General features: G+C 70.7%; 13 protein-coding genes. 7 read left to right on the forward strand and 6 right to left on the reverse strand.

Annotation, left to right across the window (positions count from 1 at the left end):
* Nucleotides 1–60: 60 nt before the first annotated feature.
* Nucleotides 61–438, forward strand: a complete 378-nt coding sequence (locus tag ACJX2R_RS03490) for a signal peptidase I (RefSeq protein WP_262698471.1) — start codon at nucleotides 61–63, stop codon at nucleotides 436–438.
* 22 nt (nucleotides 439–460) lie between these two features.
* The gene (locus tag ACJX2R_RS03495; RefSeq protein ID WP_413098693.1) at nucleotides 461–1,300 is read left to right on the forward strand and encodes an aminoglycoside phosphotransferase family protein; all 840 of its coding nucleotides are present in this window, start codon (nucleotides 461–463) and stop codon (nucleotides 1,298–1,300) included.
* Nucleotides 1,301–1,354: 54 nt separating this feature from the next.
* On the opposite strand, the gene ACJX2R_RS03500 is transcribed toward ACJX2R_RS03495, so the two are convergent.
* Together ACJX2R_RS03500 and ACJX2R_RS03505 are read right to left on the reverse strand one after the other, a co-directional pair.
* The gene (locus ACJX2R_RS03500; protein WP_413098694.1) at nucleotides 1,355–2,503 is read right to left on the reverse strand and encodes an NAD(P)/FAD-dependent oxidoreductase; all 1,149 of its coding nucleotides are present in this window, start codon (nucleotides 2,501–2,503) and stop codon (nucleotides 1,355–1,357) included.
* A gap of 55 nt (nucleotides 2,504–2,558) precedes the next feature.
* Nucleotides 2,559–3,959 carry an MFS transporter gene (locus ACJX2R_RS03505; protein ID WP_413098695.1) on the reverse strand — a complete coding sequence of 467 codons (1,401 nt, stop codon included), beginning with the start codon at nucleotides 3,957–3,959 and terminating at the stop codon, nucleotides 2,559–2,561.
* A 131-nt stretch (nucleotides 3,960–4,090) separates the two neighbouring features.
* Here ACJX2R_RS03505 and ACJX2R_RS03510 point away from each other — a divergent pair, with 131 nt between their 5' ends.
* Entirely contained in the window at nucleotides 4,091–4,969 is an 879-nt protein-coding gene (locus ACJX2R_RS03510; RefSeq protein ID WP_413098696.1) for a LysR family transcriptional regulator, read from the forward strand.
* A gap of 16 nt (nucleotides 4,970–4,985) precedes the next feature.
* Here the strand turns inward: ACJX2R_RS03510 and ACJX2R_RS03515 are convergent, their stop codons facing one another.
* The 4 genes from ACJX2R_RS03515 to ilvN are packed head-to-tail and all read right to left on the reverse strand — an operon-like array spanning nucleotide 4,986 to nucleotide 9,005.
* Nucleotides 4,986–6,353, reverse strand: a complete 1,368-nt coding sequence (locus ACJX2R_RS03515; RefSeq protein ID WP_413098697.1) for a dihydrolipoamide acetyltransferase family protein — start codon at nucleotides 6,351–6,353, stop codon at nucleotides 4,986–4,988.
* Nucleotides 6,350–7,378 (reverse strand): alpha-ketoacid dehydrogenase subunit beta, encoded by a 1,029-nt coding sequence (locus ACJX2R_RS03520; protein ID WP_413098698.1) that lies wholly within the window; start codon nucleotides 7,376–7,378, stop codon nucleotides 6,350–6,352. Before ACJX2R_RS03520 ends, ACJX2R_RS03515 begins: the two co-directional genes overlap by 4 nt.
* Nucleotides 7,375–8,466, reverse strand: a complete 1,092-nt coding sequence (locus tag ACJX2R_RS03525) for a thiamine pyrophosphate-dependent enzyme (RefSeq protein WP_413098699.1) — start codon at nucleotides 8,464–8,466, stop codon at nucleotides 7,375–7,377. Before ACJX2R_RS03525 ends, ACJX2R_RS03520 begins: the two co-directional genes overlap by 4 nt.
* Nucleotides 8,463–9,005: an acetolactate synthase small subunit gene (gene ilvN, locus ACJX2R_RS03530; RefSeq protein ID WP_413098700.1), complete on the reverse strand. Its 543-nt coding sequence runs from the start codon at nucleotides 9,003–9,005 to the stop codon at nucleotides 8,463–8,465. Before ilvN ends, ACJX2R_RS03525 begins: the two co-directional genes overlap by 4 nt.
* Before the next feature lie 179 nt (nucleotides 9,006–9,184).
* Between ilvN and ACJX2R_RS03535 the strand changes: the two genes are divergently transcribed.
* From ACJX2R_RS03535 to ACJX2R_RS03550, 4 genes are all read left to right on the forward strand, one after another.
* A complete protein-coding gene (locus ACJX2R_RS03535; RefSeq protein WP_037961091.1) occupies nucleotides 9,185–9,646 on the forward strand; it encodes an Lrp/AsnC family transcriptional regulator in 462 nt (153 codons plus the stop codon).
* Between the two features lie 106 nt (nucleotides 9,647–9,752).
* Entirely contained in the window at nucleotides 9,753–11,075 is a 1,323-nt protein-coding gene (locus tag ACJX2R_RS03540) for an MFS transporter (RefSeq protein WP_413098701.1), read from the forward strand.
* A complete protein-coding gene (locus tag ACJX2R_RS03545; protein WP_413098702.1) occupies nucleotides 11,072–11,842 on the forward strand; it encodes an SDR family NAD(P)-dependent oxidoreductase in 771 nt (256 codons plus the stop codon). Before ACJX2R_RS03540 ends, ACJX2R_RS03545 begins: the two co-directional genes overlap by 4 nt.
* A 32-nt stretch (nucleotides 11,843–11,874) precedes the next feature.
* Nucleotides 11,875–13,326: an amidase gene (locus tag ACJX2R_RS03550; protein ID WP_413098703.1), complete on the forward strand. Its 1,452-nt coding sequence runs from the start codon at nucleotides 11,875–11,877 to the stop codon at nucleotides 13,324–13,326.
* Nucleotides 13,327–13,330: the final 4 nt, after the last annotated feature.

The following is a 13,330-nucleotide window of genomic DNA, read 5'->3' on the forward strand; positions in this document are numbered from 1 at the left end:
GCCACGGGGACCGGGGTACCACACGAGGACGCACACGAGGAGCTGCTAGCGTCCGGCACCGTGAGCGACAGCGTGTACGTGGGCAAGGCGGGCAAGGACGCGGCACTGGACCGGGGGTGGCTCCTCGGACACTTCAAGGACGCCGGCGATCCGCGCCACAGCGAGGCCGTGGAGATCAAATGGGGCGTCCACCCCCGTGGCGACGAACGGGCGGAGTGGGTGAGGGGCGAGGAACGCACCGCTCTCCTGGTTCTCATCAGCGGCCGTTTCCGCGTGGAGCTCCCCGGCCGCGACGTCCTTCTGGAAGAGCAGGGTGATTACGTCGTGTGGGGACACGGAGTCGACCATTCGTGGTTCGCGGAGGAAGAGTCGGTGGTGCTGACCGTCCGATGGCCGTCCGTGCCCGGTTACGCGGTGGCGGAGAGCGGAGAACGGTGAAGCGCGACCTCGGAGCCGACCATTGGCCCACGCGGTCAGCCAGCGCGGCGGGTTCTCCGAAGGTCTCGCCGCACGAGTGCGTCTGGAGAACGGCAAGCGTGCCTTCGTCAAGGCGGCCAGCGCACTGGTGGCACCGGCGGTGGCGGACTTCCACCGCCGGGAGATCGCCGTGTCCGAGCGGCTTCCCGGGGAGGCGCCGGCGCCGCGGCTGCTCGACGCGTACGACGACGGCACCTGGGTCGTTCTGGCCTTCGAGGAGATCGAGGGACATCTGCCCGCCCAGCCGTGGCAGCGGAAGGAACTCGACAGAGTGCTCGCGGCGGTCACCGATATGGCGGAGGTCCTGACGCCATCGCCGGTGGACGAGGCCGTCTTGGGCGAGCCGCGTCTCGGAGGGTGGTCGGCGATGGCGGACGACGCCGCTGTCAGGGGCAGGGTCGAGGAGTTGTCACCGTGGGCGGCCCGCCATTTCGACCGGCTCATCGCTCTGGAAGAGAACGCTTCGCTGGATGGCGCCACTCTCCTGCACGGAGACCTGTACCCGTTCAACATCATGCTGACCGCGGACCGTGTCTTCGTCGTCGACTGGCCGCACGCCTGGATCGGCCCCCGCCACTGTGACGTGGTCACCCTGGTGTCAAGCGCCTCCCTCAGCGGCGTGGACCCGCGGCCGATCGCCGAGAACCACCCGCTGACCCGCGATCTCGACCCCGCCCGGATCAACGAGGTGCTCGCCCTGCACGCCGGTTTCCTCCTGCGGACCGCGGCCTCGGCGGGGCCCGGCGCCGATCCCAACATCGTGGCCATGATGACCGCATTGGGTCTCGCCTCACTGCGCTGGCTGCGCGGTGCTCACCCCTAGGCATACCGGCGACCGGGCGGGGCGGGCCCGTCCGGTCGCCCCGAGCCGCGTGGCTCATTCACCGACCGCTGTGAACCGGGTCGCCCGATAGGGGTCCAGCACATCCACCCGGACGTCGTCCAGGACCTCCGTGGCCAGCAGTTGTGCGAGACACGGGCCGAGGGTGATACCCGCGTTCGTGGTGACGCTGTGGACGTTGTGGTACAGGGGGCTGCGGCCGATGACGGGAAGGCCATCGGCGGGAACGATGCGGCGCCCGACGGTGACCTTCTCGATCTCCGCCCGCCGCAGTGGCGGCAGCACCGTGGCCGCCTCGGCCAGAAGCCCCTCGCCGTCCAGCCCCGCCGGGTCGGAGACCGGTGTACCGGTGTAGTGCCTGGCCAGCACCACCCGCCCGTCCGTGCGCTGGATGGCGTGGATGTCCGAGGCGAGCAGCACCCGCTCCAGGAAGGGCGGCAGCGGGGCGAGATGGACGATGGTGCCGGAGGAATCGACCAGCGGCACGGTGACGCCCAGCGGATCCAGCAGTGCGGGCGAGTCAGCGCCACAGGCGACGACCACGTGATCGCACTCGATCCGCCCGCTCGATGTGACCACGGCGCGGGCGCGGTCACCGGCGCCCTCGACAGCCGTGACGTCGGCGCCGTAGCGGAAGTCCACGCCGAGCCGCGTACCGGCGTCCACCAGTGCGGTGACGGCCCTGGCGGGGTCGACGGAGCCCTCGTCGGGTGTGAAGAAGCCGACGGCGTCGTCGGCGACGACGGCGCCGGGGAGCAGTTCCCTGGCCCCGGTGGCGGTGATGGCACGGGAGGGGCTGCCCCAGGTCAGCCGTCGGCGCAGGTCGCTGCGGAGAAGGTCGTGTTCCGCGCCGTGGCCGGGCGCGAGCTGTACCGTTCCGCCCCAGCGGACCGCCAGCGCCTCGCCGAGCTCGTGGTGCAGCCGCCGCCAGGCGCCGAGCGCGAGACGGTGCAGTCCGAAGTAGTGCCGGGACGTGCCGTCCGACAGCGAGGTGCCGTTGCGGAAGTACGTCTGGTTGGTGAGCCAGGCGAAGGCGGCGGACGTGGCCCCGGCCGCGGGACCCTCGCGGTCCAGGACGGTCACGCGGGCGCCGCTCAGGGCGAGCTGCCTGGCCAGCGAGGTGCCGAGGATACCGGCGCCGACGACCACCACATGGGCGGAGGAGGGGGAAGGGAGGGCTGGCATGGGTCTCCTTGTTCGTTGTGGTCCGCGGTGTCAGATGGGCTGGGTGTCAGATGGGCTATTGGGCCGGCCGGCCAGGTCGCGTGGTGTCGGCCCGCTGGCGCTGCCCGTGGCCCCGCTCCTCGGCCCCGCTCGCCTGGGCGAGGCTGAGCCGGCGGGTTTCCGGCGCCATGCGCCATGAGACGGCGAGCCCGGCCGTTCCGATGCCCGCCGCGATGTACAGGCCGGTGCTGGTGCCCCATCGGTCGGTGGTGAGGGGCAGGAGGAAGGTGCCCGTGGCCGACCCGATGCGGCTCACGGCGGTGGCCACACCCATGCCCGTACCGCGCAGATCGGTGGGGAACAGCTCATTGGGGTAGACGAACTGGAGCGCGGCGCCGGCCGCCTCGGCCAGGTTGAACACGATGAACAGCGTGATCACCAGCCCGCTGGTGGCCCAAGGGTTGATCCCGAGGACCAGCAGCGCCACGGTGAACACGGCCGTGGAGACGAGCAGCAGCGTCCTGCGGCCGAGGGCGTTGATGACGAGCATGCCGAGGGCGGTGCCCACAATCGCGAACGACTGCACCAGCACGCTGGCCCCCAGCGCGTTGTCGACCCCGAGCGAGGTGAGCAGCTGCGGCTGGAAGGTCTTCACCGCGAACGAGGGCGCCACCTGGCAGACCCAGAAGATCGAGCAGAACGCCAGCATCGGCCCGTAGCCGCGGCGGAACAGCTCACCGATGCCGTTCAGCGCCGGGCCCTTCCGTACGGGGGCTGCTCGCGTCTCGGCGGCCAGCGCCTCGAAGTCGGCCTGCGGCCCCAGGTGTTCGGTGACGACCGCGCGCGCCTCGTCGGTGCGGCCGACGCTCAGCAGCCAGCGCGGGGACTCGGGGGTGCCCAGCCGTAGCAGCAGGAAGACGAGCGAGGGGACGGCCGCACTGGCCAGCATCCAGCGCCAGGCTCCGTCACCGAGACCGGCCATCAGGTAGCCGACGGCGTAGCTCGCGGTGAAACCCACCCACAGGACCAGCACCAGCGAGGCGAGCACCGGCCCGCGCAGCCGCCGGGGCAGGAATTCGGTGGCCAGGGCGGTGGCAATGGGGTAGTCGGCGCCGAGCGCGACGCCCATGACGAAGCGCATGAGGAACAGGGACACGGCGTCCACGGCGAAGAACTGGAGCGCGGAACACACCACGAACACCAAGAGGTTCACGGTGTACATTCCGCTGCGTCCGAGCCGGTCGGTGAGCGGGCCGAATATCAGGCCGCCGAGGAACATGCCCATCAGCGCCGAGGCACCGATGAGTCCCTCGCCCAGCGAGCCCATTCCCAGGTCCGTGGCGATCGTGGGCAGTGCCACCGCGATGATGCCGAGCAGATAGCCGTCGCAGAAGGGGCCACCTGCCGCGACGAAGGCGACCTTGCGGTGGAATCGGCAGGTGGGCAGGTCGTCCAGGGGGACTTTGGGCGTGTCCACGGTGTCTCATCTCCCCATGGGAATCGGCAGTCGGATGTGACGTAGGTCTCCGGCCGGTGGACACACGTTAGGTCGGGCTTAAGATGCCTGTCACGCTCAAGTTTTCGAGATCGAATATCGACGGGATCGATATGTTCGTCGTAGAGGAGGTCGAGACTTTCCTCGCGATCGCCCGCTCGGGAAGCCTCGCCCAAGCCGCCCGGATCGTGCACACTTCCCAGTCGACCGTGAGTTACCGGCTGGAGCGGCTGGAAAAGCGCCTGGGGCGGCGTCTTGTCCTTCGGGCGCGGGGAGCGAAGGGGATCGGGCTGACGGTCGCGGGTGAGCGCTACCGCGAGCTCGCCGAGCAGTGGGAGCGGCTCGTCGGCGAGGCCGCCCGGATCCGCGAGGCGCCGGACGCGGCCCTGGCCGTGGGCGGCGCCGACGCCATCAGCATCTATGTGTTCGACTCGCTCGTCGGAGAACTGCGCACGCGGCTCCCCCAGTTGCGGCTCACCCTGGAAAGCGGGCGCAGCACAGCGCTGTGCGACCGGGTCGTCGCCGGCCATCTCGACGTCGCCTTCGTCTTCTACGAGCCGGTCCACACCGACCTTCGGGTGCGGCCACTCGCGCGATATCCGATGCTCGCCGCCGTCAACTCACCATCGATCGACGGCGAATACCCGGGAGCGGCCGGGGCGCTGCCGCTCTCCGCGCTGTCCCGGTCGAACGAGATATACCTGCCCTGGGGCCCCGACTACGACCTGTGGCGGGAGCGGAACCTGCTGCGGGAGCCCGCCCACACCGTCACCATGGTGCATACGCTGCCACCGCTGCTGCGCACCCCGGACTGCTGGACGGTGGCCCCCTCCTTCATGGCCGACGACCTGAAGGCGCGGACGGGATGCCGTGTCATCCCGCTGCGCGACGGGCCACCCGACCGGACCATCTACTGGGTGGAGCACAAGCGCCGCCGGGCCGACAACGCCACGGCGTTGCGAGCCCTGGAAGACCTGCTCACCCGGCGTTGAAGGGCTGGACGGCCGATCAGCGGTGAAGGACCATCAGGTCCGGCCGTTCGAGGAAGCGTGCGATGTCGCGCAGAACGAGCGAACCGAGTTCGCCGTCGACGAGACGGTGGTCGAACGACAGGGCGAGGGTCGTGGTGTCGCGCAGCCGTATGCGTCCCTTGTGCTCCCACGGCGTGCGCCGCACCTGGCCGAAGCAGAGGATCGCCGCCTCGCCGGGGTTGAGGATCGGTGTTCCGCCGTCGATGCCGAACACACCGATGTTGGTGATCGTGAACGTCCCGTTCCTCATCCGCTCGGGTGGCGTCTTGCCGGCGCGGGCCTGCTCGACGAGGTCGGTGAGCGCCAGGGCGATCTCACGCAGGGAGAGTCGCTGGGCCGCGGCGATGTTGGGGACGATGAGCCCTCGCGGTGTCGCCGCGGCGACGCCGAGATTGACGTCGGGGTACTGGACGATCTCACCGGCCTCGGCGTCCCACTTCGCGTTGATCCCGGGATGCCGCGCGATGGCGGTCAGCGCTGCCTTGAGGACGAGACACAGCGGTGTCAGGCGCACCCCGTCGAACGCCTTGTCGGCGCGTGCCCGCTTCAGCAGTTTGAGGGACCGCGTCACGTCGACGGTGACCCATTCCGTGACGTGCGGAGCGGTGAAGGCGCTCTTGACCATGGCCTCCGCGGTGTGTTTGCGCACTCCGCGAATCGGTGTGCGCACCACGTCGTCACGGGTGGGATCAGGGGTGTTCGACGGGGTTGCCCGCTTCTCGGCGAGGCGGTGGACATCCTCGCGGGTGATGCGTCCCGACGGGCCCGTGGCGGTCACCAGGGTCAGGTCGACTCCGAGGTCGCGGGCGAGCTTGCGCACCGGTGGGGCCGCGCGGAACTTCCCGTTGGACGGTGTGACGACCGGTGGCGTGGGCTTGCTCTTGCGCGGGCGGCGCGCCGTCCGGGCGTGGGCCGGCCCATAGCCGACCAGGACGGGCTCGCGGGCGGGGGCGGACGGCTGCTCGTCCCCGGCACCGTCCGGGGCGGGTGGAGCGGGTGGAGCGGGCGGAGCGGCGGGCTCTTGGATTGTGGCGTCGGGTTCGGGCCCCGTCCGCGGGGCGGTGTCGTCCTCGACCTGGAACGCGATGATGGGCGCGCCGACGGCCACCGCCTCGCCGGCGGCACACAGGATCTCGGTGACGGTCCCGGCGTAGGGGCTGGGCAGTTCCACCGCCGCCTTCGCCGTCTCGATCTCCACGATGATGTCGTTGACGCCGACCCGGTCACCGGGTGCCACGCGCCACTCGAGGATGTCGGCTTCGGTGAGACCCTCGCCGACGTCGGGGAGGTGGAAGTGCTTGGTGACGGGCATCGCGTCCTCCGGGAGGTTCGCCGGGTGGTTCACGGGGCACACACCCGGTCGACGGCGTCGAGAACTCGATCGAGGTCGGGCAGGTAGTCGCCTTCGGCTCGGGCGGGCGGATAGGGGATGTTGTAGCCACCGACCCGTTCCACGGGGGCCTCGAGGTCGTAGAAGCAGTGCTCCATGACCGTCGCGGCGATTTCCGCGCCCAGGCCGACGTTGACGGGTGCCTCGTGGACGACCACGACGCGTCCCGTCTTCGACGCCGAGCGGCACAGTTCGGTGGTATCCAGCGGCGACAGCGAGCGGAGGTCCAGGACTTCCAGCGAACGGCCTTCGGTGGCGGCGACCTCGGCCACGCCGAGCGCGACCGCGACCGCGGGCCCGTACGCGACCACGGTGGCGTCGGTGCCCTCGCGCAGGATCCGGGCGCGCCCCAGCGTGTCGCCGTCCACGGGGCGGGCGAGGTCGACCTCGGCCCGGTCCCAGTAGCGGCGCTTCGGCTCGTAGAAGATGACGGGGTCGTCGCACGCGATCGCGGCGCGGAGCATGTCGTACGCGTCCTGAGGGTGGCCGCATGCCACGACGCGCAGCCCGGCCGTGTGGCAGAAGTACGCCTCATTCGACTCGCTGTGGTGCTCGACCGCGCCGATCCCGCCGCCCACCGGGATCCGGATGGTGACCGGAAGCCGCAGCAGCCCGCGGGAGCGGGCCCGCATCTTCGCCAGTTGGCTGACGATCTGGTCGAAGGCGGGGTAGACGAAACCGTCGAACTGGATCTCGCACACCGGTCGGTACCCGCGCAGGGCCAGGCCGATCGCCGTCCCGACGATTCCCGATTCGGCCAGCGGAGTGTCCACGACACGGTCGCCGAACTCGGCGGCGAGGCCGTCGGTCACCCGGAACACCCCGCCCAGGGAGGCGATGTCCTCGCCGAGCAGGACCACCCGCTCGTCGTCGCGCATCGCCTGCCGCAGGCCCTCGTTCAGCGCGCGTCCGAGCGTGGTCGTGGCGGCCTTGGCCCGGGTGTCTTTCCCGGCCGGTGTGGCCGGGGCGGTGGTGGTCACAGGAAGGACTCCTTGAACATCTCGAAACCTTCGCGCTCGCGTCGCAGGGCCTCGGTCTCCTCACACAAGGTGTTGCGGAAGGTGTCGCTCAGGGACGGCTCGGGAAGCGCACGGCACTCCCCGCGCGTCCTCGCGGCGAGCTCCTCGGCGTCGGACGCGACCGTGGCGAAGTAGTCCTCGTCGGCCCAGCCGCGCGCCGTGAGCAGAAGGCGCACGCGCTCCACCGGGTCGTGTGCCTCCCACCGGGCGAGCTCGGCTTGGTCGCGATAGCGCTTGGGATCGTCCGAGGTGCTGTGTCCGGACATCCGATACGTGTGCGCTTCGATGAGCCCGGGTGCTCCGCCCGCCCGTACCCGCTCGACCATGGCTCGGGTGGCGGCGTGGACGGCCAGTACGTCGTTGCCGTCCACGGACACCGCGTCGAGTCCGAACCCCTTCGCACGTTGGCTGAGCGGGCTGGCGTACTGCTTGCTCGCGGGTGTCGAGATCGCCCATCCGTTGTTCTGGCAGAAGAACACGATGGGTGCCGATGTCACCGCCGCCCAGTTGAGCGCCTCGCTGGCGTCCCCCTGGCTGGACGCGCCGTCACCGAAGTAGGTGAGCACGACGCTGTCGGCGGCGTCGTACCGAACGCCCATCGCATAGCCGACCGCGTGCAGTGTCTGCGTGGCCAGCACAAGGCTGTAGATGTGGAAGTGATACCGCTCGGGGTCCCATGAGCCATGGCTCGCGCCACGCCACTGCGACAGCAGTTCCGTCGGTGAGATCCCGCGGCACAGGGCCGCCACGTGTTCGCGGTAGGACGGGAAGACCCGGTCGTCCGCTCGGAGAGCGCGGATCGACCCGGCCTGGGCCGCTTCCTGTCCGAGGGACATCAGCCAGAGTCCGAGCTCGCCCTGGCGTTGCAGGGAGTACGCCTCCTGGTCGAAGCGGCGCCCGAGCACCATGTCGCGGTACAGCCCGCGTACCAGTTCACCGGTCACGTCGAGCATGTCCGCGGCCGCTCGTTCGTCCAGCGTCCCGGCGGGGTCGACCAACCGCAGGACGTCGTCGGCGCGGGCCGCCGCGGGTGCCGAATCCGTACTCATCGCTGCCCCCAGGTGCGGCCGCGGTCCGCGGCGGTGTGCTTCCGGAGCGGACGCGGGATCCGCAGCGGCGCGGCCATCACGAGCTCCCGGATGGTGAAGCCGGAGAGCGCCTTGACGAGGTCGTCGACACGGGCGGGCTCCGCCGCGGTGAAGACGGTGCAGCGGGTCCGGTCGGCCTCCACGATCTCGGCGGAGAACGCCCGGGCGATGGCGACGGCCTCGGCGAGCCGGCCTTCGGGGAAGGTGACCGTGACGAATGCCCCGCGGCGGTTGTGCGACATGTCGTCGGAGAGGCGGATGACCTTGACGACATCGGATGAGCGGTTCAGGAACTTGACGAGTTGCTGCACTCTGATGTCGTCCGCCGTGTCCACCTCGATGGTGATCCGCCGCACCCCGTCGACGGGCGCGGCGATGTCCATGGTGACGACGTCGAATTGGCGATGGGCCAGGATCGAGGTGATCCGGGCGACCGCCAGGGGCGTGGCGAGGACATCGAGTCGCAGTACGGCACCGGCCTGGTGGCTGCCTGGCCGCACGGTTTCGGAGGGGGCAACGTGTGTTGCCGGTTGCGTCGACGCTGACATGCGGGACACCGTTTCAGGGGCCCGCTCCCTCCACAACGAAAGTGTGCACAGCGAAGCGGAACACGCTCCTCCTGAGCAGTCCGGGCGGGGCGCGAGTGAGCGTTGGTGGAAGTACCGCTTACACTTTCGGCATGTCGGCACCTGTACATCTCGACTCGGTCGATCTCCAGATCCTGGAGTTGTTGCGAGCCGACGGGCGGCGCACCGTTCGGGACATCGCACGCCTGGTGAAGCTCTCCCCGGCACCGGTCCGCCGGCGCATCGCACGGCTGGAGGAGTCGGGAATCATCACCGGCTACACGATCACCACGGATCAGGCCAAGCTGGGTCAGGGCCTTCAGGCGGTCACCGAGCTGCGCTTCACGGGCGACACCGATATCCACGACATCGTGGAGTTCGCGTCGACCCTGCCGGAGGTCGACGAGGTGCTGACGCTCACCGGCGATGTGGACGCGCTCGTCAGATTGCATGTCGACAGCGTTGATGACCTGCAAAAAGTGGTCAATCGTCTACGTCGTAAGGGGGTTGGTGTGCTCCAGACGAAAACGCTGATCGTCATCGACTCCTGGCAGCGCGGAGCTCCCGTGCCCTGAGGTATTCGGGGAGCCGCGGCCCTGGACACACCTGGCTCGGTGACCTACTTTGCTACTGGTCCGACCAGTAGCTAGGTCGCAAAAACCACGTCTCAGGGAGGCTCATATGCCCACGACCGCCAGACCCCCGAACGTGGCGCAGACCGATACCGCGCCGTCCGGCCACAGCTCGCGCCGTGCGGTCGTCGCCGGTGGCATCGGCAACTTCATCGAGTGGTACGACTACGGCGTCTACGCCGCGCTCAGTCCGGTGATCTCGTCACTGTTCTTTCCGAGCGAGTCCACCGTGGCCTCGACGCTGTCGACGTTCGCGGTGTTCGGTGTCGGCTTCGTGGTCCGGCCGCTGGGCGGGCTGTTCTTCGGGCAACTCGGCGACCGGCGTGGCCGGCGTACCGCACTGGCGTGGGCCCTGATCCTGGTGTCGGCGAGCACCCTCGGCATGGGGCTGCTGCCCACGTACGCCGCCGCCGGGGTCGCGGCACCGTCGCTCCTGGTGCTGCTGCGTCTGCTCCAGGGTTTCTCGGCCGGTGGGGAGTTCACCGGCTCGGCCACGGTGATGACCGAGAACGCCCCGGTCGGCCGGCGCGGCCGGGTGTCGAGCTGGCAGCAGTTCAGTGTCATCACCGGGACGCTGGCCGGCGTGCTGGTCGTCACGGCGATCACCAACCTCGGCTCGGCCGACGCGCTGGAGAACGGCGGCTGGCGCATCCCGTTCCTGTTGTCGCTTCCGCTGGGCGCGATCGGCTTCTACATCCGGTTCCGGATGGAGGACACGCCGCACTTCCAGGCCCTGCGGGAGGCCGGTGAGGTGGCCGAGCGGCCGGCCGCCGAGGCGGTGCGGACGCAAGCCGGGGCGATGTTCACCGCGTTCTTCTACACCGCGCTGCCGAACATCGGCTTCTACACGTTCCTGACCTACACCCCGACGTTCCTGCACAACGAGGCCGGGCTGAGCCTCGGCGACGCCTATCTGGCCAATGTCGTCGGGATGGTCGCCTACGCGGCGCTGACGCTGGTCATGGGGCGGGTGTCGGACAAGGTGGGCAGGCGGCCGATCCTGATCGCCCACGCCGCCGTGTTCTTCGTATCGGCGATCCCGATCTACCTCTTGATGTCCCATGGCTCGTTCTGGGCCGCGCTGGTCGCCCAGCTCCCGGCGATGCTCATCATGGCGTGCTACTCGGGTCCGGGCACGGCGGGCCTGACCGAGTTGTTCCCGACCCGGCTGCGCTATTCCGGCATGGCCCTGCCGTACAACCTCAGTTCGGCGATCTTCGGCGGGACCGCCCCGTTCATCGCGACGGGTCTGATCGCATGGCTCGGCACCCCGCTCGCGCCGGCGTTCTGGGCGATGGCCGCCGCGATTCCGACGCTGATCGTCTATCTGCGGATGCGCGAGACGGCCTTCGAACCGCTGCGGGATCGATGAGCGCCGGGAAGGGAGCGCCCGCCGCGGTGGTGACCGGCTCGTCGTCGGGCATCGGACGGGCGTGCGCCGTCGCGCTCGCCCGCACCGGCTGGGACGTGGTGGTGCACGGTCTCGACGCGGACGGCGACCTGGCGCGGGCGGAGTCGGAGGTGCGGGCCGAGGGCCGTGGCTGCGTCGCGGTGGCGGGCGATGTCGCCGATCCGGCGACCACCCGGGCGCTCGTCGAGGTCGCGGAGTCGGCCTTCGGACGCGTCGACGGGGTGGTCAGCAACGCGGGCACCGGCATGACCCGCTCGTTCCTCGACATCGACGACGCGGGCTGGCATGAGCTGTGGGCGGTGCATGTCGAGGCCGCCGCCCGGCTGCTGCGCACCGCCCACCCGCTGCTCGCCGTCCGCGGGGGCGCGGTGGTGGCGATGTCGAGCCTGGCCGCGGGGCGGGCGCTGGACGGCCGGACGGGGTACGGCGCGGTGAAGGCGGGGCTCGAAGGGCTCGTCCGCCAGCTTGCCGCCGAGTGGGCCGCCGCCGGGATCCGGGTGAACGCGGTCGCGCCGGGCACGATCCGCACACCGCTGGTCGAGCGCAACTTCGCCCGCGGTCTGCTCGATGAGCAGGGCGTCCTCGGACGTACCCCGCTGCGCCGCCTCGGTTCGCCCGGCGAGGTCGCGTCCGTGGTGCGCTTCCTGCTCTCGGCCGAGGCGTCCTATGTCACGGGCCAGACCCTCGCCGTTGACGGCGGCTGGTCGATCTTCGGCGGCTGGTCATGACCGCCCCCGGTCATTCCCGAACCACGATCGGAGTGAACACCTTGGCGAGCGCCCCTGACACACAGCACGACGTACAGCGGAACGCACAGCAGGACGTACAGCGGGACTCACAGCGGAAGGAGCGGGCCCGGTCCGCCGTGACGGCCACTCGGGAGAGCCTGGACCGGATCCGCGACCGCGATCCCGGGCTGCACGCCTTCCTCACGGTCTGTCCCGAGCGGGCGCTCGCCGATGCCGAGGCGGCCGACGCGGCACCGGATCGCCCGGGGCCGATGCACGGGGTCCCCTTCTCGGTCAAGGACACCTACCCGACCGGCCATGTCCGTACGACGTTCGGTTCCGCGGTCTTCGCCGAGCACGTGCCGGAGCGGGACGCCCCCGTGGTCGCCCGCATCCGGCGCGCGGGGGGAATCCTCGTCGGCAAGACCAACACCCCCGAATTCGCGATCTACATCCGCACGGTCAACGAGCTCCAGCCGGAGACGCTCAACCCGTGGGATCCGGCCCGCATCTGCGGCGGGTCCAGCGGGGGCGCCGCGGCCTCCGTCGCCGCCGGTCTGACCCCGGTCGCCCTGGGCAGCGACGGAGGAGGATCGGTGCGCATTCCGGCGGCCCTGTGCGGTGTGGTCGGGCTCAAGCCGTCCCGTGGGGCCACGCCGGCCGGTGGCGGGTTCATCGGCACCCGCCGGTTCTCCGTCCCCGGCCCCCTGGCGTTGCGGGCCGCGGACGCCCGTGCGATGTGGCAGGCCATGCGGGGGCCGTGGGACGCCGAGCGGAGCACGCGCACCTTCGTCGACCGCGATGCCCCGATGCGGTCCGCGCATCCCGGGTGGCGGCTGCGCTGGGTCGCCGACAGCGGCCGGGACGCCGCACCCGAGGTGGTCGAGGCGGTCCGCCGCGCGGTGGGACGGCTCGCCCTCCTCGACGGCGTCGAGGTCGACGACGGCCGGCTCGGCCTGGACACCCCCCGGTTCGCCGAGCCCTTCTATGACGCCATGATGGCCGACCGGCTGGCCACCGGGGGCGACCGGATGATGGCCGACGCGGCCTCGCGCCGGCTCCTCTCCGGTTACGCACGCCACCACTTCGAGCGTGCGGCCGAGGTCAGCGGCGCGCGGTACTCGGAGTCGCTGGGCCGCGCGGACGCCGCCGCTGACCACCTCGACACGCTGCTCGACGGCGTCGACTTCCTGGTGACGCCCACCACGGGAGTGATCGCACCGGAAGGCGCGGGCGGTCCGCCCGACGTCCTGCCCGAGATCGCCCGCCGCGAACTGGTCGCCTACACCTTCCTGGCCAACTACACCGGCTATCCGGCGATCACGGTGCCGTGCGGAACGGTGGCGGGCATGCCGGTGGGGTTGCAGGTGCTGGGCCGCCCGGGGGCCGAGGACCGGCTCCTGGACGTGGCCGACGCGGTGCAGAGCCATGTCTTCCCGCCTCGCCCCGCACCGTGGCCGACGCGTTCGGCCACGGCCGGGTGAGGTG

Source organism: Streptomyces sp. Inha503 (assembly GCF_047215865.1).
GTDB lineage: Bacteria > Actinomycetota > Actinomycetes > Streptomycetales > Streptomycetaceae > Streptomyces > Streptomyces lycopersici.

Excerpts from the sequence above, each read along its gene's own strand:
- ACJX2R_RS03535 (WP_037961091.1), top strand. The coding sequence starts at position 9,185 with ATGTCGGCACCTGTACATCTCGACTCGGTCGATCTCCAGATCCTGGAG.
- ACJX2R_RS03510 (WP_413098696.1), top strand. The coding sequence starts at position 4,091 with ATGTTCGTCGTAGAGGAGGTCGAGACTTTCCTCGCGATCGCCCGCTCG.
- ACJX2R_RS03545 (WP_413098702.1), top strand. The coding sequence starts at position 11,072 with ATGAGCGCCGGGAAGGGAGCGCCCGCCGCGGTGGTGACCGGCTCGTCG.
- ACJX2R_RS03540 (WP_413098701.1), top strand. The coding sequence starts at position 9,753 with ATGCCCACGACCGCCAGACCCCCGAACGTGGCGCAGACCGATACCGCG.
- ACJX2R_RS03525 (WP_413098699.1), bottom strand. The coding sequence starts at position 8,466 with ATGAGTACGGATTCGGCACCCGCGGCGGCCCGCGCCGACGACGTCCTG.
- ACJX2R_RS03500 (WP_413098694.1), bottom strand. The coding sequence starts at position 2,503 with ATGCCAGCCCTCCCTTCCCCCTCCTCCGCCCATGTGGTGGTCGTCGGC.